Here is a 21,287-nt window from a genome sequence, read left to right on the forward strand (position 1 = left end):
TATTCATGAAGTTCATTCAACGCCTATCGCTGCTCACAGCAGTTGCAATCGGGCTTATCGCATCCCCCGGCGCGTTCGCCCAGTCGTCGGCGAAACCGAAACAATCCGGCACACCCGCCCCCGGCGTCACGCAGTATGTCGACCCATTTATTGGCACGGGTTTTCACGGTCACGTGTTTCTGGGTGCGAACGTACCGTTTGGAGCGGTGCAGCTTGGCCCTACGTTGCTGGGTCCGATGGGGCTGGCCGACGGTTGGGACTGGTGTTCCGGCTACCACAACACCGACTCGCTACTGATTGGCTTTTCGCACACGCACCTCAGCGGCACGGGCATTGGCGACCTCGGCGATGTATTGATTATGCCCACCACGGGCCCGGTTCATCTGACCAAAGGAAAACCGCGCGACAGCCAGAGCGGCTACGCGTCCCACTTCGTCCATAGCGACGAAACCGCGCGTCCCGGCTATTACGCCGTCAAATTACCCCGCTATAACGTCGGTGCCGAACTCACGGCGACGGAACGCGTTGGCATGCACCGCTACACATTTCCCAAAACCAGCGACGCACACATACTGATTGATCTGGAGCAGGGTATCGGCTGGGATAAATCGACCGAAACAAAGCTGGAAAAACTGAACGACAGCACACTCGTCGGTTACCGCTTTTCGAAGGGCTGGGCCGCCGATCAACGGTTGTTTTTCGCTATCGTTTTGTCCCGCCCCGTCGCCAGCTTCGCGCTATACGACGATCAGACAGCCGCCACCGGCCAGAGCCTGACCAGCGCCAAAACGAAGGGTGTACTGAGCTTTGCCACGAAAGCGGGGGAAACGGTCCAGCTGAAAGTAGGCATCTCGCCCGTCAGCGCCGACAACGCACTGGCCAACATTCGGGCGGAAATACCGGGTTGGAATTTCAATCAGGTGCGGGCCGATGCAGATGCCGTCTGGAACCGGGAGTTGGGCAAGGTGCAGGTCAAGTCAGCAGACCGGAGCCGGTTGACTACGTTCTACACGGCCCTGTACCATACCATGATTGCCCCGTCTATCTTCAACGACCACAACGGCGACTACCGGGGCACCGACAAAAAAGTGTACTCCAAAGCACCGTTCACCAATCTGACGACTTTTTCGCTCTGGGATACCTACCGGGCCGCCAATCCGCTCTACACGTTGGTACAGCCCCAGCGCGTCGGCGATATGGTCAATTCGATGCTTGCGATCGGTGAACAGCAGGGAAGTCTGCCGATCTGGCCGTTAATGGGAAACGAAACCAACACTATGCCCGGTAACAGTTCACTACCGATTATTTCTGACGCCATTTTGAAACGCATTCCGGGTATCGACGCCAACCGGGCCTACACAGCCATGAAAGCCAGTGCCATGCGCGACCCCCGAGGCTTGAAGTGGGCCAGAAACTTACAGTTTATCCCGGCCGACAGTATGGTTGAGAGCGTAGCGCAAGGGCTTGAATACGCCATCGACGACTGGGCCGTCGCACAGGTGGCCAAGAAACTGGGCAAAACCGACGACTACGCTTACTTCAGCAAACGCGCCAAAGCCTACCAGCACTACTTCGACCCAGCGACTAAGTTTATGCGTGGCAGAGTATCGGAAACAGCCTGGCGAACACCATTCAGCCCGGTGGTGTCGCGCCATATGAAAGACGACTTCGCTGAAGGTAACGCCTGGCAATATACCTGGCTGGTGCCGCAGGACGTCGAAGGATTGATGGCACTCATGGGTGGCGAACAGGCGTTCACGAAAAAACTGGATTCGCTATTTGTTGTGAAGAGCGACATGGGCGCCGAAGCATCCAACGACATCACGGGCCTGATCGGGCAGTACGCCCACGGCAACGAACCCAGCCACCACATCACTTACCTCTACGCCTACGCCGGACAGCCCTGGAAAACCGCCGACAAAGTCCGCTACATCATGGACTCGCTTTATTCAGCCCGCCCCGACGGGCTGTGTGGCAACGAAGACGTTGGTCAGATGTCGGCCTGGTACGTACTGTCTGCAATGGGCTTTTACCCGGTCAACCCGGCCAACGGGGCTTACGTATTTGGCAGCCCCCTCTTCGACGCCGTCACGCTGAGCCTGCCCGGCAATAAGTCGTTTTCGATCAACGTACGGAACAACAGCACGAAAAACCGGTATATCAAGGCAATGACGCTGAACGGTAAGCCGTACGCCCGCTCGTACATCCACCATCAGGACTTACTCAACGGTGGCACGCTGGTAATCGACATGAGCGACAAACCCAGCACTACCTGGGGCACCGCCCCCACCGACCGCCCGAGATCGGTTTATTAGAAAGCATAAACGACACAGCCCCGACTTATTCAAAAGTCGGGGCTGTGTCGTTTGCGAGAAATACGATGCGTGTATCGTATTTAGCAATTAGTCCGTTTCAGCACTTTACCCAGGCTAATGACAAACTGGTAATCGTCCGGATTATCTGAGTTGTCGGTCGCATCGTCAAACATAACAACTTCCGTCCCTTTCCATTCAACCACTAACCGGGGTGCATTTTTGTTGTAGCCATTGATAAACTCAACGACATCAAACTCACGGTACTCATCGTCGGAGTTCAGCAACCGGCTTTGCCAGTGGGGTGTAAAATCGCGATACTCTTCATTCTTCGTCCCATCTGCAATCTGATCGAACCATTCTTTCTTAATAACAATCGATAAAACGCGTTGCTCGGTATTTATAGATGGCATGTATTTGAAGATGGAGAAACGCTACTGATGTTACTATGTGTTTGCTTCAACTCACTGATTTTGCTTCTGCTTCTTCCTCTGTAACAGAGCCGGTTTTCCGCGCAGCCAGTTCGTAAAATTGACAAACCGCATCCACTGAACAAGTGGAAAGTCAACAGTAAAGATGCCTTGGTAATGGCTGTCCTCACTGACTAAATAAACTGCGTTCGCAGCAACATAGGCATCGATGAATTTATCATCGTCATGATCTTTGTGGATCATGCGCCAGAAAAAGGTCGGCGAAACTCGTTGAATAGCAGCAAGTTTCAGCAGCTCTGTCAACACAGCATTGGCAAACGTAGCCCCGTAAAATTCCGTCAACTTCTCTTCGTACTCTTCCAGAATATCGGTCGACACAACCAGACCGTATTGTTGATCTCATAGTGCCTGATAAACCCAATGGTAAGGTGATGGCGGCAGAACAATGGCTAGTAATATGTTTGTATCCAGTGTAATGTACGTCATCACTTCTTGTAAGGCGTACGAATATGCTGAGTCAGTAGAGCATCCATGTCTTTGGCAGTCAGTTGTTTTTCCTGCCAGATATGCGTTCCCAGTTTATTTGTATGCTCAGCTAGATATTGGCTGATAAGCTGATTTATATCCTGTAACTGCTGCGCCGTCAAGGGACGTTCAAACAGTTTGAGGAGTTCGATCTGAGCAGGATTGAGCGGGGGCGTTGAGCCGACTCTTGCCGATCCGTCGGTTGATACAGCACTCATAGTCTCGGACGGTTAAAACGTACTAAAACCAGAATAGTCTCACAAGCTATGCTCATGAGACTATTCTGATCTTGTTGGCGGTCCGGACGGGACTCGAACCCGCGACCCCCTGCGTGACAGGCAGGTATTCTAACCAACTGAACTACCGAACCATTTTTTCGATTTGGGGCTGTTTATTTCCCTTTATCGTGGCACAAAAGTAGTGGTATTCGTAATGCAGCACAAGGGGTGTTGCTAAAAAAAGTTAATTTACTCGCTCCGTTGGCGGGTCACAAGCTGGTAATCAGCGGCTTTTCCGGAGAATTTTTTTTTACTTGTTTTATCGCAACGGCTACACAACGCGTTTGTATTATGAATCTACTACCTTGTACAACCGAATCTGCCAAGATCATGATACCTGCCGATACCAATTCAACTACCGAGCAACAAACCCAACGGCCACGTCCGGAAGGAAATCGCCCTTATCCGGCTCTTAGCTACGAAATATTTTTGCTGATGCACGCACAGGATCGTGCCCGCCGGTCAGAAGAAACGCTGTTTCAGCGGCTCGGCAACATCTTCGACTGGCAGTTAAGTCGGCGGCAGCAGCAGCAGTATGCGCAGAAACTAAAAACCGGCTTTACACTTGTATTGACCGATGCGGCCAGATCAATCATCTGGACGAGTAACAGCTTTCTGTCGATGACAGGGTACAGTAACAGTGAAGTTGTTGGCAAAACGCCCAAAATGCTGCATGGCCCGGCCACGAATCCGGCAGTGGTGCAGCAAATTCGCGAATCGCTTCACCGCAGAAAACCCGTAAAAGCCGAGTTGCTCAATTACCGTAAGAACGGAGACACCTACATGTGTCAGATTGAAATTAATCCGCTCTACGACGGTCAGGGAGAATTGACCCACTTTCTGGCTGTCGAGAAAGAAATAGCGTAACCTTCCGATTGCGTCGGACGTTACCCTCCTATTGTTGCCCTTTATCCACCATTCATATGAACCGGTTTTTCCGCCTGCTGGGCTGGCTTCTGGCGGGTACATTAGTATTGGCAATTGGATCCGTTATCGTAGCCTGGCTCCTCGATTTTAGACAAACCGATCAGGAGTTAGCCGACGAATTTGCTGGTCAGTCAGTTCGGCCAACAATTCATCATTATCGGGTCGATGTACCCGGCCCGGAACCCGACCGATCGATTCGGTTCATGGAAACCCCGGCCCGATCGATAGGTGGCAAAGCGCTGCCCGTCGTGCTGTTTATTCATGGCGCGCCGAGTTCGCTCTCGTTCTTCAACGGCTTTTTCAAAGACACAACCCTGCTCGACCGGGCGCAGCTCGTGGCTGTCGATCGGCCGGGCTACGGCTATTCAGACTTTGGCCGGGTTGAAACGTCGGTTATCAAGCAGGCTCAGTTTTTACAACCGCTGATCGATCGGTACAAAAAAGCCTCGCACCTGATTATCGTTGGTTCGTCGTACGGCGGATCGGTATCAGCGCGGCTGGCTATGAACAACCCTGATCAGGTCGATCACGTTGTCTTTGTTTCATCGGCGCTGGGCCCCGGACTGGAACGAACGTACCCGATCAGTTATCTGGTCGATCGGCCGCTGCTGCACTGGGGAATTCCACCGCTGCTTCGGCTAGCAAACGACGAGAAAATGGCGCACTACCAGGCGCTACGGGCTATCCTGCCCGACTGGCCCCGCATCCGGGCCAAAATTACGATGCTGCATGGCCAGCGCGATGAACTGGTGTACCCCACCAACGTCTCATTCGCCAAGAAACATCTGGTCAATGCGCCCATCAAGCAATTCCTGCTGCCCGAAAGCCGACACGACATTGTTATGAACAAGCGGGAATATATAGCCGAAATTCTGCTGGATATTCTAACGCACCTGCAAGTCAGGCCAGACGGGAAAGCGGGGGGACTGGTGCAGCGCTAGGCTGCGTACCGATCACAGCACCAGTGCCGGAAACCAGAACACGGCATCGCCAAGCCAGCGGTATCGTTCGTTCTTGACAAACCGATTCGGGAATCGCTGAATACCGTACAACGACAGGCTCATCAGCCCCATGATCAGCGCCGACCGTTGGGCAAATCGGTCATCGACGACGAAACAGAGCGTCAGTGCCGCACCAACGACTACTACCGTAATCACGGTCAGTATGGTGTTGCTCGTAGCAATCCCCCAGTGAGTGGCCAGCGAGAAATCAGCCTGTTTGGCGTGTTCCAGTTCTTCCATAACCGCAAACAGCAGCAGGTTCTGAAACGCAATCGCCGTAAACATCAGCCCTTCGGTAATATCGGTACCCGTAATCGACGGCCGCTGCACCCACACGCTGCCCCACACTCCGGCAGCATACAACACGGCTACCAGTGGTTCTTTCAGTAACAGCGACGGATGCCGTTTGGGGAGTGAAAATACGATACCCACGTAAGCAGCGCAGACAGCACCCAATATCAACCCGAATTCAACAACGGACCACGGCAGGAAGAAAACCAGCACCAGCGCGATCAGTCCGGCAACGATTATCGCCCACCAGAGCGGGGTTTCGTTGAGTCGATGAAAACGGTGACGGGCTGTCAGTTCGGCAAGCGGGGTGGTGCGGCCCAGCTTTCGAATATCGAACAGCCGGTCTGCGGTGTAGATCATAAAAACAACCAGAGCCAGCACAACCGGCGTTGCCCAGTGAACGGGCTCGACGTCGGACAGGCGGGCCGCCAGCCGGTTGGAGAGCACCGCGCCCAATACAACCGGTACACTCAAATAATACGCGTTGCGAAGTAGGGTAAACAAAGTCAATCAAATAAGCCAAAACTAGTATTCCATATCAACGGGCGGAGCCAGCCAGGGTTCCTGTCGAACTGTCACGTCAAGCACCTGCCCCACCCGCAACACGCCCGACGCATCGGGGTCGGGTAGCACGTTCTGCCCAAACAGAATCTTGTGTGTATACTGCCGATACGTGGCTAATGTTCGCAGCGGTTCGCGTCCTTTTTCGGCCGTCGTCGGGTCAATGGTTGTCAGTACGCAGCGGGCACAGGGTTTCACCCCGTAAAACGTCAGATCACCAATCCGGAACGTTGCCCAGCCGTCTTCCTCGTACGGCTTGCTTCCGCTGACAACCAGGTTGGGCCGAAACCGCGCCATTTCCATCGGCTCCGGCTGCGTTTCAGAAATAACCAGTCTGTTCAGGTAATCGAGCGACGACTGCCCGATGAGCAGATACGGATACCCGTCGGCAAAGCTGACCGGATCATTCTGCCGGGCGTACTGCTCGTCGACGGGCCGGTGAGTGGTATCGGGCATGTAGACGAGTCGGCAGGGCATCGCCAGTACCCGCGAAAACCAGGCATCGGCTTCGGCACTGACGGTCTGTGCGGGCACGTCTTTGCTGTCCCAGATCGACACGGCCATTGTCTCCCCCGTCCCCGGTACGGCACCGTCAAGCGGCAGATTCAGCACATCGTCGGCCCGGTGCCGGTGCCATACTGACAAGGTATCACCATCGATTCGGACGTCGATCAGGGCCATGATGGGGTGGGTACGCTGGGTGATAAATTTCCCGTCGGGGGTCACCAGCATAAATCGCCGGTCGTGGCGTAGTCCTTTCGCTTCGACGACGGCTTCATCAACCGAAATCCCGCCAAGCGACTTGATCGGGTAGATGTATAGGGCGGAGAGAAACATTGTTGGTTCGTAGTTTGTGGTTTGATGTTCAAGGTTTAACGTTGGGCAGGCAAACAACCTTAGACCTTGAACATTAAACCTTAAACCACTTAAAAACTCATTCTCGGCAGGGGGCTGACGGTTTGATCGGTGAAGTCGCCCTGCTCGTATTTGAACTTGGCCGCCATCGCAATCATGGCTGCGTTGTCGGTGCAATAGTCAAAGCGGGGGATAAAGACCGACCAGCCCTGCTCCTGCCCCAGCTGACTGAGGGCGGTGCGTAAGCCCCGGTTGGCGGATACTCCCCCGGCTACGGCAATCTGCTGGATACCCGTTTCGCGCACGGCCCGTTTCAGCTTCGTCAACAGCATCTGAACCAGCGTGTGCTGAATACTGGCGCAAATGTCGGGTAGGTTTTGCTGAATAAAGTCGGGGTTCTCTTTCGTTTGCTGCCGCAGAAAATACAGAATAGCCGTTTTGATACCGCTGAATGAAAAGTTAAAGTCGGGCATCTCACTCATCGGGAAGCGGTAGGCCAGCGGGTTTCCTTCGGCAGCGTATTTGTCGATCAGCGGCCCACCCGGATACGGTAGCCCCAGCAACTTGGCCGACTTGTCGAAGGCTTCACCCACCGCATCGTCCATCGTCTGCCCGATTACGTGCATATCCAGCGGACCATCGACACGGACAATCTGCGTATGCCCCCCGCTGACGGTCAGGCAAAGAAACGGAAACTGCGGTTTTTCGGGTCGGTCGGGGTCGTCGATGAAGTGGGCCAGCACGTGGGCCTGCATGTGGTTGACTTCGATAAGCGGGACGCGCAACCCCAGGGCGAGGGCTTTGGCAAACGACGCGCCCACCAGCAACGACCCCAGCAGGCCCGGCCCCCGCGTGAAGGCAATCGCTGACACATCGGTTTTGGTTACTTTTGCATCAGCCAGCGCCCGTTCGACTACCGGCCAGATGTGTTGCTGATGCGCCCGCGACGCCAGTTCGGGCACTACGCCCCCGTACTGCTCATGAATCAGCTGAGCCGCAATGACGTTAGAACGCATCTCACTATCGACCAGAACGGCCGCCGACGTTTCATCGCAGGACGATTCAATAGCTAAAATAATCACGCACAAAACTAATGGATAATGTTTGTTGTAGAGAGTGTAAGGAAAGTCACCATTAAACCGTTCCCTCTCTTAGCGGTCTGACCCGTACGGGTATTACCCGACAGCGTGTATATTAGCCCTTTCCGCCCGGAATGCGTCAGTTTTTCGCCATACTCGCCAAAACCCTGCTCTACCTCGTGCTGACGGTAGTCGGATTGGCGTTTGCGATTTTACTGGCGCTGCAACTGCCGCCCGTTCAGACGCGTCTGGTGCAGGAGGTAGCCCGTCGGGTGTCGGAAAAGCTTGAATTTCCGGTCAGTATCGAAAGTGTATCGATTAAGTGGTTTGACTCGCTGACCCTGTCGGGCGTTAAAATCCTCGACCGCGAGCAACGCCCCATGATTCAGGTCGGGCGGCTCGATCTCGATTACAACCTCCGCAATCTGATCGACTCGTCGGCGCACAACCTGCACCTCGACGGGGCCGTGCTGTACCGCCCCGACGTACGGATGATAAAAAATCCGCGCACGGGCGACACCAACCTGGACGAGTTCATTGCGCAAATCGATAAGCTGACGGCCGACACGACCCGCCCATCGGTACCCGATCAGCACACGCCGTTTACCATCGCCCGGATTCAGTTGATCGAAGGTGCTTACACGCTCGACGACCCCCGCGAGCCGTACATGCGCGACCGTAACAGCTTCGACTACAACCACTTCACGCTTAAAAACCTGACCGGCGACGTTAGCCAGTTTCTGGTACTGGGCGATACCATCGCGCTTAACATCAAAGGCTTATCGGGCATCGACAAGGGATCGGGGCTGCGTATCCGGCGGCTCGACACGCACTTTCTGTACAGTGCCAAAACGATGGATTTCGACCGGCTCTACGCCCACATCGGCAACTCGATCATCCGCCACAGCCTGACGTTTTTCTACGAACGCCCGTCGGCCTTTGGCGATTTCAACCGCCGGGTTGTGATACAGGCCCGCTTCCACGACAGCGAAATCCGCTCGCAGGACCTCGGCCTTTTCTCCGACTACCTGCGTGGACTCAACGAGACGTGGTACCTGTCAGGGCTGTTCACGGGTACGGTCGATAATTTTCGGCTCAACCATACCGATCTGCGCTTTGGCCCCGGTGGACGCAGTCGGCTTGTGGGCGACATGGCCTGGAAAGGGTTGCCCGACATCGACCGCACAACGGTCAATCTGGCGTTTGCTCCCTCGCTCGTCAACATGGCCGATATCCGGCAGTATTACCCCAACGAAGGCTTCAACAAGACTATTCAGAAGCTGGGCACGGTAGCGTTCGACACACGCTTCGTCGGCTTGTTCAGCGACTTTAAAAACGTGGGCACCTTCCGAACCGCCCTCGGAACGGTGACCGGCGACATTGCCCTGAAACTCCCCAAAAACAGCGATCAGACGACCTACACGGCGAATTTGAAAGCTACCGACTTCAACCTCGGTACGTTGATTGACGACCCAAAGCAATTCCGACTGATCGACGGGCAGGCGCAACTGACGGGGCGGGGTATCAATATTGAAAAAGCCAGCGTCGACGTCAACGGGCAGTTGGCGCGCTTCGGCTGGCAGGGCTACGACTACCGCGACGTGACGGTACGGGGCAACCTGCAAAAGGCATTTTTCCACGGGCAGTTGGCCCTCCGCGACCCGAACCTGGCCTTTGATCTCGACGGCGAATTCGACTTCACCAAGCCCCTGAGCCGCTATGATCTGCATGGCACCGTGCAGCAGGCCAATCTGCTGGCGCTGGGTTTCGTCGACGATTCGTTGCAGATCAGCACCGGCCTCGACGTGCAGCTCGAAGGCAACAAGTTAGACAACATTGTGGGGCAGGCTTACTTCCACGATGCCCGACTGCTACTCAACCGGCGTTCACTCCGCATCGATACCCTGTCGCTGGTATCGTCGGTAGAACAGCGTCGACAGGAGGGAAATCCGGACTCGGTCAGTTCACAGCGATACTTTGCGCTCGACTCGGAGTTTCTGACGGCCAAACTTCAGGGCAATTTCCAGCCGCAACGCACCGTCGATGACCTGAGTCAACTCATCCGGGAATACAAGCTGTTTTTTGCGGGCGATGCGGCTGGTATGAACGCGTACTACGCCCGAAAGAAACAGCAGTTGCCCCGCACCGGGCTGATGCACTACAGCATCGACTATCAGACGATCACGAAGGCTGTAGCGCCCCTGATCGCCTTCCTCGACCCGACACTGTATGTCTCGCCCGCTACCCGGCTTGAAGGGCGCTTCACCGTCGGCAACACCTCATTCCTGACGGCCAACCTGCATACTGACTCGCTGCGGTTCAACAAAATCGGGTTCGGCCCAACCGATCTCGACCTGACGACGTCTAAGTTTACCCTCAGTCCTGAAGTGCTGGCATCGGCGGTGCTATCGTCGGAGCGGCAGTCGTTCAGCAAGGCGATACCGACCCGCAACCTACAGGCGGAAGGCTATTGGGACACCGACCACATTGATTTTACGACCAACGTCGATCAGGCGGGCAGCAGTAACCGGGCGGTGCTGAACGGCGAACTGCGCTTCAAAGGCGACGCCATCGACCTGACCTTCCGGCAATCGCAGCTGCGCGTACTGGATGGCGACTGGACACTGAACACCGAAAGCCTGATTCGGAAAGTAGGCGACGAATACACCATCCGTAATCTGTCGGTTACGAACCAGGATCAGCGCATACAGGCCGCCGGGCGGCTGTCGACCGATTCGAGCGAGGTGCTGACGGTGGCGGCCAATGCCTTCAAACTGCAATCGCTCAACTCGGTACTGAACACCAAGCTGGGCGGTACGCTGAACGGCACCGCGTCGGTACGCAACATTTACGAGACACCCATTCTCGAAAGTCAGTTTGCGGTGACGGCACTGGCTTACGACAGCACCCTGTTTGGCGATCTGCGTAGCCGGGCCGAATGGGAACAGTCATTGCAGCGGCTGAACGTCGACGCACACCTGAGCCGCAACGACGCCGATATCCTGACCATTCTGGGTAGCTATACGCCCTCGCTGACGACCGACCCGCTGAACCTGACGGCAGCCCTGACCAACGCCGACCTGGCTATTCTGGATTCCTTTACGAAAGGGTTGTTTTCCAATTTCGGCGGTACGGCTATGGGGCAAATCGCCATCAAAGGGAAACCGGCAGCCCCCATACTGACGGGTGAACTGAACTTGCAGAACGGACGGGGCCGCTTCGATTACCTGAAAACGGATTTCACGTTCGACAACAAAATTTATTTCGGCGAAAACGAAATCATTGCCCGTAACCTGACCCTGCGCGACGCAGACGGCAACACGGCGCAGCTACGTGGTGGGGTATTTCACGACGGCTTCCGCAACGTCACGCTGGGGCTGACCGGCGACTTCCGCAACTTCCGCATTATGAACACCAGCGTGACCGACAACGACGTGTTCTACGGGCAGGGGGTCATCACGGGTAAAGCAGAACTAACCGGGCCGCTCGACAATCTGGCGATTCAGGCCAACGTAGCCAGTAACAAAGGCACCCGTATCTACATCCCGCTCGACGGAGCCGCGTCGGTATCGTCCGACGACCAGATTCGGTTCGTCAGCCATGCCGCGCCCAAATCCGGCACTGATCTGCCCCCCGACGAACGTCCGGGTGGGATCGATTTGTCGCGGATTATGATGGATTTCAACTTCGACATCACCCCCGATGCGTATTGCGAAATCCAGCTGGACAAGCAGACGGGCGACATTATCAAAGCCTACGGACAGGGGCGGATCGCGATGCGGGTTGATACGAAGGGTGACTTCTCAATGACCGGCACCTACGCCATTCAGAAAGGAGATTACACGTTTACCTTCCAGAACATCATCAACAAACGCTTCCAGATTCGGCCCAACAGTCGCATCACCTGGACGGGCGACCCCTACGGTGCCCTGCTCGACGTTACGGCAGCATACACGCAGTACACGTCTTTGTCGCCCCTGTTGCCAACGGGCAGTCGTGGGTCCGATCAGACGCGTCGGTACCCGGTCGATCTGGTGATTCGGATCAACGGTGATCTGGGAGCCCCCGCCATCAACTACAACGTCGACGTAAAAGACTACCCCTCGACGTCCGATTTCCGGCAGGCCGTCACCGCCTTTCAATCGAGGCTGCAAAGCAACGATCAGGAGCTGACCCGGCAGGTAAGCAGCATTCTGCTGTTCAACCAGCTTTTACCCGAAGGCACCAGCCTGTTCGATCAGGGACAGGTCAACGCGGGCGTGGCCAACAGCGTGAGTGAACTAGTGTCGAACCAGATCAGTCGGCTGGCTTCGTCGCTCAATGACAACCTGGACATCGGCCTGTCGTTTGGTGGCTTCACCAGCAGTAGCTCGACGCAAAACGACAACCTGCTCAATAACCTGCAACTACGCTTTTCGTATCGACTGCTTAACGACCGGCTGCGGATCAGCCGCGACGGGGGCTTCACGTACGGGCAGAACCAGTACAACACGGCCAGTCTGCTGGGCGAATGGACACTGGAATACTGGCTGACGTCTGACGGGCAATTGCGGGCGAAAGTTTACAATCGCAATCAGCAAAGCATTCTGAATCAGTTTAACCTGGCCAGCACAACCATTTCGACGGGCGGTGGGCTAAGCCTGCTTTACACCCGCTCGTTCAACCGGTTATTCGGTACAAGCCGCCCCGCCCCCGGACTGGCTCCTGCGCCAAGCAGCGCGTCGCCCACATCCCCCTCCACCCCGGTCACTCCGGTTTCCACGCTGTTTCGATAGCGGTTTGGGCAATCTGCTTACAGTATAGAGTTTACGGTTCTGGGTTTACGATGTATAGCATCTGCCTGACAAATCGACCAAAAACTCAACACTATCAACTGGTATGCGTAGCATTATCTTGCTCCTTTTTCTGACAACCTCGGCGTTTAGCCAACGCACGTTTACCAATCCCGTTAAAGATTCCGGCCCGGACCCGTGGGTGCTGCAACACGACGGCTGGTATTATTACATGAATACGACGGGCCGAAACCTGACGCTCTGGAAAACCCGCGACATGGCTGACCTGCGTAATGCGGAGTCGAAGGTGATCTACACGCCCCCCGCCGGAACCCCCTACTCGCGGGATCTCTGGGCACCCGAAATTCATCGGTTCAACAACAAATGGTACGTGTATTTCGCGGCCGATTCAGTCAACAATCTGAGCCATCGTATCTGGGTTGTTGAAAACGAATCGCCCGACCCCATGCAGGGCGACTGGACGATGAAAGGTAAAGTCAGCGATCCGGGCGACCATTGGGCCATCGATATGTCGGTGCTTGACTATGACGGTCAACTGTACGCTACGTGGTCGGGCTGGGCAGGGGCCACCAACGGGCAGCAGAACATTTACATCGCCAGACTGACCAATCCGTGGACGATGGGCAGCGAACGCGTACTGATTTCGCAACCGGACCTACCCTGGGAGCGGCACGGCGACGTTCCGGTCGACTGGCAGAAAAACGGCGAAGTCCCGAAAGTTTACGTCAACGAAGGCCCGGAATTCCTGCGGCACGACAAGCAGCTGTTCATCATTTATTCGGCCAATGCCTGCTGGCTCGACTACTGCATGGGGCTGCTTACGTTTACCGGTACGGGTGATCTGCTCAACCCCGCCAACTGGACAAAGAGCCCACAGCCGGTTTTTGTCCAGTCGCCCAAAAACGGCGTCTATGCCCCCGGCCACGGCGGTTTTTTCCGCACCACCAGCGCTAACTCACCCGACTGGATGATCTACCACGCCAACCCATCGGCCACCGATGGCTGCGGCAACAAACGCGCCCCTCACATTCAGCCGTTCACCTGGAATCCCGACGGTTCACCGCACTTCGGCGAGCCTATTCTAAAGAGCGAAAGAACGAAAGAGTGAAATCGGACCGCCGAAGCGGAGCGATGGCCTGCGTCAGCAACCTTTCGCTCTTTCACTCTTTCGTTCTTTCGCTCTTTAAAACTATTCCTTAACAACCCGCATCGTTGCCTGCCGGTCGGTGGCGTCGGCGCGGAGGAGATAGGTACCGGCGGGAAGATCGGGGAGCGGGTATTCAAGCTGTTGTTTGCCGACGAAGGCGGGTACGGTGAACTGACGAACAGATCGCCCACCCGCGTCGTGCAACGTCAGCGAAACAGTTTGCCGGATGGCCTGCTCTATTTCCAGCCTCAGGTGCGTACCGATGGGGTTGGGCAGCACCCGGATCGACAGTTCCGTACCGGGTTCGGCGATAGCCGTCAGCACAAAAACAACCGCGTTGGAAGCTGGTGATGCACACCCGTTCTGGGTGGTAACGACGTAATAACGGCCACTCTGAAAGGGCGTCAGCGTAGTTGAGGTAGCGTTGGTGATGGCAGTTGCCGATGTACTGCCCGTTGGCTGTACGTACCACTGAATACCCGACGAGCCAGTCACGCGCAAGGTGCTGCCCGACTGCGATACAACGGGGGCTTCCGGGGTTGGAAAGCGCGATCGGATCGTTACGAAAGCCGTCGACGCTGTGCAGCGGTTACTGTCCCGAACGCTTACCGTATACGTGCCTTCAGTCAGGCCGGTTTGTGCCATAGCACGACTTTGCAGCGTATCGCGCCGAGGGGTTTGCCAATAGAACAGAAACGGGCGTGTACCACCCACGATCTGTACGGCCGCTTCCCCGTCTGCCCCGCCCGCGCAGTTGGCATCTTTCACCGTACCAACCGTTAGCGACAGGGCCGATGCATCGCCGACACTGGCCTGTACCGTGTCGGCGCAGCCTGCCTCGTCGGCAATTCTAAAGCGGTACGAACCCGGCACGAATCCGCCAAACTGATTACTGGCCTGATCCGTCAGCCCCAGGCGCTGGTAAGAACGCGTTGTACCCGAACCACCCGTACTCGTCAACGATACGGTACCCGTTGGGCAAACGCAGCAGCGGGCCGCCTGCGTCGTTGCCTGTAGCCGGATCGGTTCGGCTTTCCCCACCGTAACCGACAGCAGAGCCGTACAGCCGTTGGTATCTGTCGCTACAACCGTGTAATCGCCCAGCGCTAACCGGCTGAATACCGGATTCCGCTGTACCGTGCGCGACGACGTCAGCTGGTAACGGATTGGCTCCGTACCACCGGTACTGCGCACCGTAATCGCCCCACTGGCGTTGCCCTGACAGTTTACGGGAAGCACGGCCGCCGTCAGCGCCAGCACGACCGGCTGCTGCACCGTTACGGTTCGTTTGATCGTACACCCAATCTGGTCCCGAACGGTGAAATCGTAGGGGCCCACTCCTAATCCGGTGAAGACCGTACCCGTCTGATAAGCGCCGGTACCGAGCTGGTATTGAAAAGGCCCGTTGCCATTGCTGGCGACAATCGTGACACTCCCATCGACCGAGCCAGCACACCGGGTCGGCTGTGCTGTTGCACGGATGTCGAAAGCCGCTGGCGACCCAATCAGCGCCGACTGAGCCGTTACACAACCCGCATTGTCTGTCACGACGAGCGTATAACTCCCCGCTTTTAAGTCAGTGAATGTACCGCTCGGCTGGGCGGTTCCGCCGTTGATCTGGTACCGATACGGAGACGTACCACCCGTCACACCAACGACCAACCCACCATCGATACCGCCGAAGCATCGGGTATCGACGGTACGAATCGACAACGTCATGGGCGTTGGCGGCTTTACCTCGACCGTCGTCTGAGTCGAGCAGCCCAGCGCATCGCGGACGCCCACAACGTAGCTACCGGATTGCAGACTGATAAACGTATTCTGCGTTTGAAACTCCTGCCCGTTGAGCTGATACTGCTTGTCGCCCGAACCGCCCGTTGCCGTTACACTGATCTGCCCCGTGAACTGGCTGGCGCAGCTGGTTGGTGTACTGACCGCGTTGATCGTCAGCGCGGGCGGTACGGTAACCCGCGCGGCCCGGCTGGTGGTGGTGCCGCAGGCATTCGTCGCCGTCAGGTAATAGTTGCCCACGTTGTAAGGCTGTATGTCCGTAAACGTCAGCCGTGGCGTCGACGCGGTAGGATTTTGTTGTACCGGATTACCGTCGCCGTACCACGCCAGCGTACCCGACGTGCCGTCTGCCAGGGCAACAGAAAGAACAGCCGTATTACCAGAGCAGACTGTAATTGAACCCGGCCCCGCCGTGAACGTGACGGCCTGAACGGGCGTCACGGTTGCCGTAGTGGTAGTGGCCGTACCGCTGACCGTACAGGTAGCGGTGTAGGTTGTTGGCTGGCTGGCCGTGACGCTGACAACGGCAGTCGTTTGCCCCGTCGACCAGCGGACTATACCACCCGCCGGGCAGCCACCGGCCGTCAGCGAAGCCGGGCTACCCAGACACACACTGACAGAAGCCGGACTTATCGTCAATCCGGCAGTGCTGCCGGGTGCCTGAGCCCGTACGGTTACGGAGTGTAGTAGGGCCAGCAGCAGCAATAACATACTGGCAAGGGCAGCCGGCAAAGACCGTTGAGTAGCGGTTAGTAGAGGAGATGGCATAGCCACAAAGTTGGTACAGCGTAAAAACAAAGGTATTCGATTTGCGGAATTGATTCGCCGAACTTTCGTCAGCGGATGGCGAAAGTTCGGCGGACGTCACCACGCCCCTGTCTCTGTCAGCGGCACAAAAAAAGCCCCGCCTTGCAGGTTGTAAGGCGGGGCTTTCAGGTTATTACTCACTCAATAAAACAGGCCCCAGTCGTCGGGCGCATCATTATCTTTATCGAAGCCGTTTACCCAGTCGACAAACAGGAGCCGGAACTGTTCGATCTCGTCGCGCAGCACGTTGAGGTAGGCCGAGGTAGCCAGTTTTTCGGCTTTGCAGTACGAGGTCTGCGCCAGTAATTCGCGGGCATGCATCTTAATGATAACCGCGTTTTCCATGCGCAGTGTGTACAGGTCACCGCCTTCCGCCCCCACGATTTTCGGTGCCAGCATCATGGCGTTGGCCAGCATCTGCTCGTGCATCATCAGCACATCCTCTTCCTTGTTGATTGTTTCGACGATGGCCTGCGTCAGTTCCATGATCTCGTTGGCCTTGCGCAGAATGGGCAGGTTACGAATTCGTCTGTTCTCAGCTTCCATCTCCGCCCGCGTCTCTTCAGGATCGTAATCTTCGTCGAAGCCGTCCCAATCCATGAAATTGTCTTCGTCGTCTTCGTCATCAAAGTTCATCAGCCGGTCAACGAAGGGGGGGATTTTCCTTCGTCAGACAAAGTAAGAGAAAGGTTTGGGTAAAACAAATTTACCCACCCATCCAGGCCTGCCTGCTCATCTGATAATCAATAAATTGCCTATTTTTAACCACTCATTACGGTCATCTGATCTGCCTGTTTAAACATCGTTAAACGGCCGCTAATTACCCGTAGCTATCGACGGGCCTGTTCACGGCACAAGAAATACCGTCAGCGTATTAATTAACATTAATTTTCTGCGAAAACAGTAACACTGTGGTACTAAACTGGCGGTGCCACTACCTTTACCTACCGATTAATCAACAAATTGACTCAACCGGCCGGAGTCTGGCACGGTGCCTGCTACATAGCAAACAGACAGATACAGTTCTACCTCGTTTATGAACAATCGTTTCCGTGATCGCTTGCTTGCCGCACTGTGTGGTGGCCTGTTTCTGCTGATTGGATGCCCGGTATCGGCCCAGATCAATGTCACTTACCCAGTCGAACGGATGGTCGTTCAGCGCGACAACAACAACCGGGCTACCGTCCAGATTGCGGGCAGCTACGCGCAGTTGCTCGATGCCGTAGAAGCGAGGGCTGTTGCCCGCGCATCCGGGCAGGGCACCACCACCGGCTGGACATCCCTTCAGACAAACCCCGTCAATGGCCAATTCTCGGGCACGCTGCCAGTCAGTGGTGGCTGGTACAGCATCGAGGTGCGTGGACTACGCAACGGGCAGACCGTGGCCACCGATGCAGTCGCGCGGTTTGGCGTGGGCGAAGTGTTTGCTATTCTGGGTCACTCCAACGCGCAGGGATCCAGCTGCGTTATCGGCGGCACCGACTACTGCCCAACCATAGACGGAGCCGTCGACGACCGGGTGACGGTTGTTCCCGTCGACCAGTCGACGCCGGAGTTTCGGGCTTACGAACAAACCGCCAGTACGACCTACCTGCCGGGCCTGGTATTCGGTCAGCTGGCTACGTACAGCGGGCTGTCGCCCTTTGCGCGGTTTTGCTGGCTCTGGGGGCGCATGGGCGATTTGCTCGTCCAACGTATCAACGTGCCGGTACTGATCTATAACGGTGGTTTCGGCGGCACCAACATGGAGCAGAATTATAAGGCGGCCTACGATATTCCATTCAGTCATGGTTTTGTGAACTACAGCATCCGGATGCCGTACGCCAACATCCGTAACATCATGAACATGTACGTACCGGCTACCGGCCTGCGCTCGGTGTTGATTCACCACGGCGAAAATGACCGGGGCAATGCAACCGACGATATCCGGACACAGTACTACGGGGTGATCGACAAAGTACGGCAGGAGTCCAGCAAGCCAAATCTGCCCATGCTGATCGCTATTTCGTCGTACGCCAATGGCCGGTTTGACAACGTACGGTCGGCACAGACACAGGTATTGAGCCGGACCAACTACAACGTATTTCAGGGGCCTGACCTCGACAACATGACCGACCGCCCCGATGGAATTCATTACTCGCCCAATGGACAGCGGGCCGTCGCCCAGCTCTGGTCAGATGCCATCAGCGACGACTTTTTCCGTAACTCGCAGCCGTATCTGGCCGAACAGCAACCCCTCATCAGCGTAGCCTGCGCCACCGGCAACCAGGTACAGATCACCCTGCCTGCCAGCGCTACCTACACCTGGAATACGGGCAGCAGCGACCAAAGCCTGACCGTTGGCGCGGGTACCTATTCGGCCCGGCTCAGGAGCGCGCAGAACAAGATCACGTTTCCGCCGGCCATCACGGTTCCGTCGGAGATTCGCCCCGCCGACCCGACAATCAGCGTGCAGGGCCCCGCCCAGTTTTGCCTGCCGGGCAACACGATTTTAACCTCGAGCTATGCCGGTAGTGGCAGCAACGTGTGGAACACGGGCGTCAATACGAATTCACTGAGCATCAACGGGTCCGGCCTTTATTCGGTACAGGCCAAAGGAGCGGCTTACGGGTGCCTTTCAAACCCCGCCAGCTTATCGATCAGCCCGGCCGGGTCAGATTTGTCAATCAGCATGGCCGTCAGTCGGCGCACCCTGCTCGTGGGTGATACCGCCACGTTTACGCTGACGGTTCGGAACGAAGGTGCCTGTCAGGTCCGCTCTGCCACGATTGCCGACCGGTTACCGGCTAATCTGGTGGCCGTTTCCAGCCCCACCATGCAGCTTTCGAACGGTATGGTGTTAGGTACGCTGGCGACCCTCGCCCCCGGCCAGTCGAGCAGTTTCCGGTACGTAGCCCGAATGCAGGCGGCAGGGGTGTATCAGAATGCGGCCGAGATCATGACGCAAGACGGCCCTGACCCCGACAGCCAGCCCGGCTCCGGTACTGACGACGGACAGGACGACGAAGCGCACGTCGACCTGCGCGCGACAAGCATCGATTCAAACAACGCGACATTTGCCTCGCCCAACCCCAATCAGGTACCGTTGCCCGCTGTACAGGGCAACCAGCCCACACCCGATCCCAACAAAGCCGACCTGAGCCTGACCATGCAGGTTGACCGGCGCGCAGCCGTAATTGGGCAGCTTGTTTCCGTCAGTCTGACGGTATCGAATCTGGGCGGACAAACGGTTGGGCAGGCCGTTGTGCTCAATCAGCTCCCCAGCGGGCTCACGTTTGTTTCGTCGTCGGATTTTACCGCTACCGGCAACGGCACGCTGCTGTCGGCCAGCGTCAATTCCCTTCAGGCGGGCAGCCGCGCTACCGTTAGCTTCGTGGCACGGACAACGGCTACCGGTACGCTGACGAATATGGCCCAGATCAATTCATCGACGCAGCCCGACCCCGACAGTACGCCCGGCAATGGCTATACCAACGGCGAAGACGACACCGCCCAGCTCGACCTGCGCGTAACAGGGCTGTCGGGCGGGCGGCAGGGGGCCGTTTCCAGAAAATAGTAGGCAATCCTTAGTGATCTGATCCGGCCAGACTGAAGACCCGACCAACACAGAGTCAGGCGATAAGCGTTGAGCAAGTGGGGCTTTTTTGAGAAAAGCCATTTCAGGGTGAACCATCAACCGGGCAAGCCTGTATATTTGCCCGGAGCACCCCCGTTTTGTATCGCTGGAAAATGACGTATTGTTTAGGAATCAAAGTAAAAGGTGGCCTGGTGGCAATCGCCGATACTCGACTAACGTCGGGCACGGAAGTATCATCGAATCGAAAAATTTCGGTTCATGAGGTTGAGAACCATTCGTTATTCATCATGACCTCCGGTTTGCGCTCCGTTCGCGACAAGGCCATCACCTATTTCAACGAAGTCATTGCCGAAAAAGACCGCTCGTTTACCAAACTGTATCAGGCTGTCAATGCCTTCGGCGAACAGGTAAAACGGGTGGCGCAGGAAGACAAATCGTCGATTACGGCCAGTGGGCTCAATTTCAACCTCAACGCCATTGTGGGCGGGCAGTTGGAGCAGGACCGCGAACACAAGCTGTTTCTACTGTATCCCGAAGGCAACTGGGTCGAGGTCGATCAGGGGGCACCGTTTAAAATTATCGGCAATTCGGGTTACGGCAAACCGCTGCTCTTTCGAAATTTATCCTACGAAACCAGCTTGCAGGACGCGCTGAAGATCGGCTTTCTGGCTTTCGACGCTACCCGTGTCAGCGCCAACGACGTCGATTACCCACTCGACGTGGTGGTGTACCCAACCGATAGTTTCCACATGACTGAGTACCGGCTGGAAAAAGACGACATGGACGAGGTGTCGCACCAGTGGAGTGCCCTGCTGAGCAATTCAGTCCGTAAACTTCCCTCCTACTGGATGGACCCCATTTTCGAAAAGGTTCGCGCCGTAAAAAACAGTTGAGCGCTTTTCCGGCTTAGTC

The 21,287-nt window shown here is 56.3% G+C and carries 15 protein-coding genes and 1 tRNA gene; 7 read left to right on the plus strand and 9 right to left on the minus strand.

What is annotated here, in order from left to right; genetic code table 11:
* Nucleotides 1-5 precede the first annotated feature (5 nt).
* Nucleotides 6-2,315: a GH92 family glycosyl hydrolase gene (locus tag HH216_RS00940; protein WP_169549085.1), complete on the plus strand. Its 2,310-nt coding sequence runs from the start codon at nucleotides 6-8 to the stop codon at nucleotides 2,313-2,315.
* Nucleotides 2,316-2,395: 80 nt separating this feature from the next.
* Here HH216_RS00940 and HH216_RS00945 read toward each other — a convergent pair whose 3' ends face one another.
* The 4 genes from HH216_RS00945 to HH216_RS00960 form a co-directional block, all read right to left on the minus strand.
* The gene (locus HH216_RS00945; RefSeq protein ID WP_169549086.1) at nucleotides 2,396-2,725 is read right to left on the minus strand and encodes an ASCH domain-containing protein; all 330 of its coding nucleotides are present in this window, start codon (nucleotides 2,723-2,725) and stop codon (nucleotides 2,396-2,398) included.
* A 51-nt stretch (nucleotides 2,726-2,776) separates the two neighbouring features.
* Complete coding sequence (locus HH216_RS00950; RefSeq protein ID WP_169549087.1) at nucleotides 2,777-3,121, minus strand: PIN domain-containing protein; 345 nt, start codon at nucleotides 3,119-3,121, stop codon at nucleotides 2,777-2,779.
* A 107-nt stretch (nucleotides 3,122-3,228) separates the two neighbouring features.
* Nucleotides 3,229-3,486: a hypothetical protein gene (locus HH216_RS00955; RefSeq protein ID WP_169549088.1), complete on the minus strand. Its 258-nt coding sequence runs from the start codon at nucleotides 3,484-3,486 to the stop codon at nucleotides 3,229-3,231.
* A 75-nt stretch (nucleotides 3,487-3,561) separates the two neighbouring features.
* Nucleotides 3,562-3,638, minus strand: a tRNA-Asp gene (locus tag HH216_RS00960).
* 238 nt (nucleotides 3,639-3,876) lie between these two features.
* On the opposite strand from HH216_RS00960, the gene HH216_RS00965 reads away from it, so the two are divergent.
* Complete coding sequence (locus HH216_RS00965; RefSeq protein WP_169549089.1) at nucleotides 3,877-4,413, plus strand: PAS domain-containing protein; 537 nt, start codon at nucleotides 3,877-3,879, stop codon at nucleotides 4,411-4,413.
* 56 nt (nucleotides 4,414-4,469) lie between these two features.
* Nucleotides 4,470-5,414, plus strand: coding sequence for an alpha/beta fold hydrolase (locus HH216_RS00970; RefSeq protein ID WP_169549090.1), 945 nt, complete (start codon nucleotides 4,470-4,472; stop codon nucleotides 5,412-5,414).
* A gap of 12 nt (nucleotides 5,415-5,426) precedes the next feature.
* On the opposite strand, the gene HH216_RS00975 is transcribed toward HH216_RS00970, so the two are convergent.
* From HH216_RS00975 to tsaD, 3 genes are all read right to left on the minus strand, one after another.
* On the minus strand, nucleotides 5,427-6,269 hold the full coding sequence (locus HH216_RS00975; RefSeq protein WP_169549091.1) for a UbiA prenyltransferase family protein: 843 nt from the start codon (nucleotides 6,267-6,269) through the stop codon (nucleotides 5,427-5,429).
* Between the two features lie 21 nt (nucleotides 6,270-6,290).
* The gene (locus HH216_RS00980) at nucleotides 6,291-7,163 is read right to left on the minus strand and encodes an MOSC domain-containing protein (protein WP_169549092.1); all 873 of its coding nucleotides are present in this window, start codon (nucleotides 7,161-7,163) and stop codon (nucleotides 6,291-6,293) included.
* An 89-nt stretch (nucleotides 7,164-7,252) separates the two neighbouring features.
* Nucleotides 7,253-8,263 (minus strand): tRNA (adenosine(37)-N6)-threonylcarbamoyltransferase complex transferase subunit TsaD, encoded by a 1,011-nt coding sequence (gene tsaD / locus HH216_RS00985; protein WP_169549093.1) that lies wholly within the window; start codon nucleotides 8,261-8,263, stop codon nucleotides 7,253-7,255.
* A gap of 131 nt (nucleotides 8,264-8,394) precedes the next feature.
* Here tsaD and HH216_RS00990 point away from each other — a divergent pair, with 131 nt between their 5' ends.
* Nucleotides 8,395-13,035, plus strand: a complete 4,641-nt coding sequence (locus tag HH216_RS00990; protein WP_169549094.1) for a translocation/assembly module TamB domain-containing protein — start codon at nucleotides 8,395-8,397, stop codon at nucleotides 13,033-13,035.
* 103 nt (nucleotides 13,036-13,138) lie between these two features.
* Nucleotides 13,139-14,161, plus strand: a complete 1,023-nt coding sequence (locus tag HH216_RS00995) for a glycoside hydrolase family 43 protein (RefSeq protein ID WP_169549095.1) — start codon at nucleotides 13,139-13,141, stop codon at nucleotides 14,159-14,161.
* Between the two features lie 81 nt (nucleotides 14,162-14,242).
* Here the strand turns inward: HH216_RS00995 and HH216_RS01000 are convergent, their stop codons facing one another.
* Together HH216_RS01000 and HH216_RS01005 are read right to left on the minus strand one after the other, a co-directional pair.
* Nucleotides 14,243-16,759: a T9SS type A sorting domain-containing protein gene (locus HH216_RS01000; protein WP_254448628.1), complete on the minus strand. Its 2,517-nt coding sequence runs from the start codon at nucleotides 16,757-16,759 to the stop codon at nucleotides 14,243-14,245.
* A 180-nt stretch (nucleotides 16,760-16,939) separates the two neighbouring features.
* On the minus strand, nucleotides 16,940-17,434 hold the full coding sequence (locus HH216_RS01005) for a hypothetical protein (RefSeq protein ID WP_169549096.1): 495 nt from the start codon (nucleotides 17,432-17,434) through the stop codon (nucleotides 16,940-16,942).
* A 400-nt stretch (nucleotides 17,435-17,834) separates the two neighbouring features.
* Between HH216_RS01005 and HH216_RS01010 the strand changes: the two genes are divergently transcribed.
* Both HH216_RS01010 and HH216_RS01015 read left to right on the plus strand, forming a co-directional pair.
* The gene (locus HH216_RS01010) at nucleotides 17,835-20,354 is read left to right on the plus strand and encodes a DUF11 domain-containing protein (RefSeq protein WP_254448629.1); all 2,520 of its coding nucleotides are present in this window, start codon (nucleotides 17,835-17,837) and stop codon (nucleotides 20,352-20,354) included.
* A gap of 173 nt (nucleotides 20,355-20,527) precedes the next feature.
* Nucleotides 20,528-21,268 carry a peptidase gene (locus HH216_RS01015; protein WP_169549097.1) on the plus strand — a complete coding sequence of 247 codons (741 nt, stop codon included), beginning with the start codon at nucleotides 20,528-20,530 and terminating at the stop codon, nucleotides 21,266-21,268.
* The last annotated feature ends 19 nt before the right edge of the window (nucleotides 21,269-21,287 follow it).

Origin of the sequence: Spirosoma rhododendri (assembly GCF_012849055.1) — a bacterium.
GTDB lineage: Bacteria > Bacteroidota > Bacteroidia > Cytophagales > Spirosomataceae > Spirosoma > Spirosoma rhododendri.

Coding starts and splice junctions, on each gene's coding strand:
- HH216_RS00940 (WP_169549085.1), top strand. CDS start 6: ATGAAGTTCATTCAACGCCTATCGCTGCTCACAGCAGTTGCAATCGGG.
- HH216_RS01010 (WP_254448629.1), top strand. CDS start 17,835: ATGAACAATCGTTTCCGTGATCGCTTGCTTGCCGCACTGTGTGGTGGC.
- HH216_RS00980 (WP_169549092.1), bottom strand. CDS start 7,163: ATGTTTCTCTCCGCCCTATACATCTACCCGATCAAGTCGCTTGGCGGG.
- HH216_RS00965 (WP_169549089.1), top strand. CDS start 3,877: ATGATACCTGCCGATACCAATTCAACTACCGAGCAACAAACCCAACGG.
- HH216_RS00955 (WP_169549088.1), bottom strand. CDS start 3,486: ATGAGTGCTGTATCAACCGACGGATCGGCAAGAGTCGGCTCAACGCCC.
- HH216_RS00990 (WP_169549094.1), top strand. CDS start 8,395: ATGCGTCAGTTTTTCGCCATACTCGCCAAAACCCTGCTCTACCTCGTG.
- HH216_RS01015 (WP_169549097.1), top strand. CDS start 20,528: ATGACGTATTGTTTAGGAATCAAAGTAAAAGGTGGCCTGGTGGCAATC.
- HH216_RS00995 (WP_169549095.1), top strand. CDS start 13,139: ATGCGTAGCATTATCTTGCTCCTTTTTCTGACAACCTCGGCGTTTAGC.
- HH216_RS00970 (WP_169549090.1), top strand. CDS start 4,470: ATGAACCGGTTTTTCCGCCTGCTGGGCTGGCTTCTGGCGGGTACATTA.
- HH216_RS01000 (WP_254448628.1), bottom strand. CDS start 16,759: ATGCCATCTCCTCTACTAACCGCTACTCAACGGTCTTTGCCGGCTGCC.
- HH216_RS01005 (WP_169549096.1), bottom strand. CDS start 17,434: ATGAACTTTGATGACGAAGACGACGAAGACAATTTCATGGATTGGGAC.
- HH216_RS00945 (WP_169549086.1), bottom strand. CDS start 2,725: ATGCCATCTATAAATACCGAGCAACGCGTTTTATCGATTGTTATTAAG.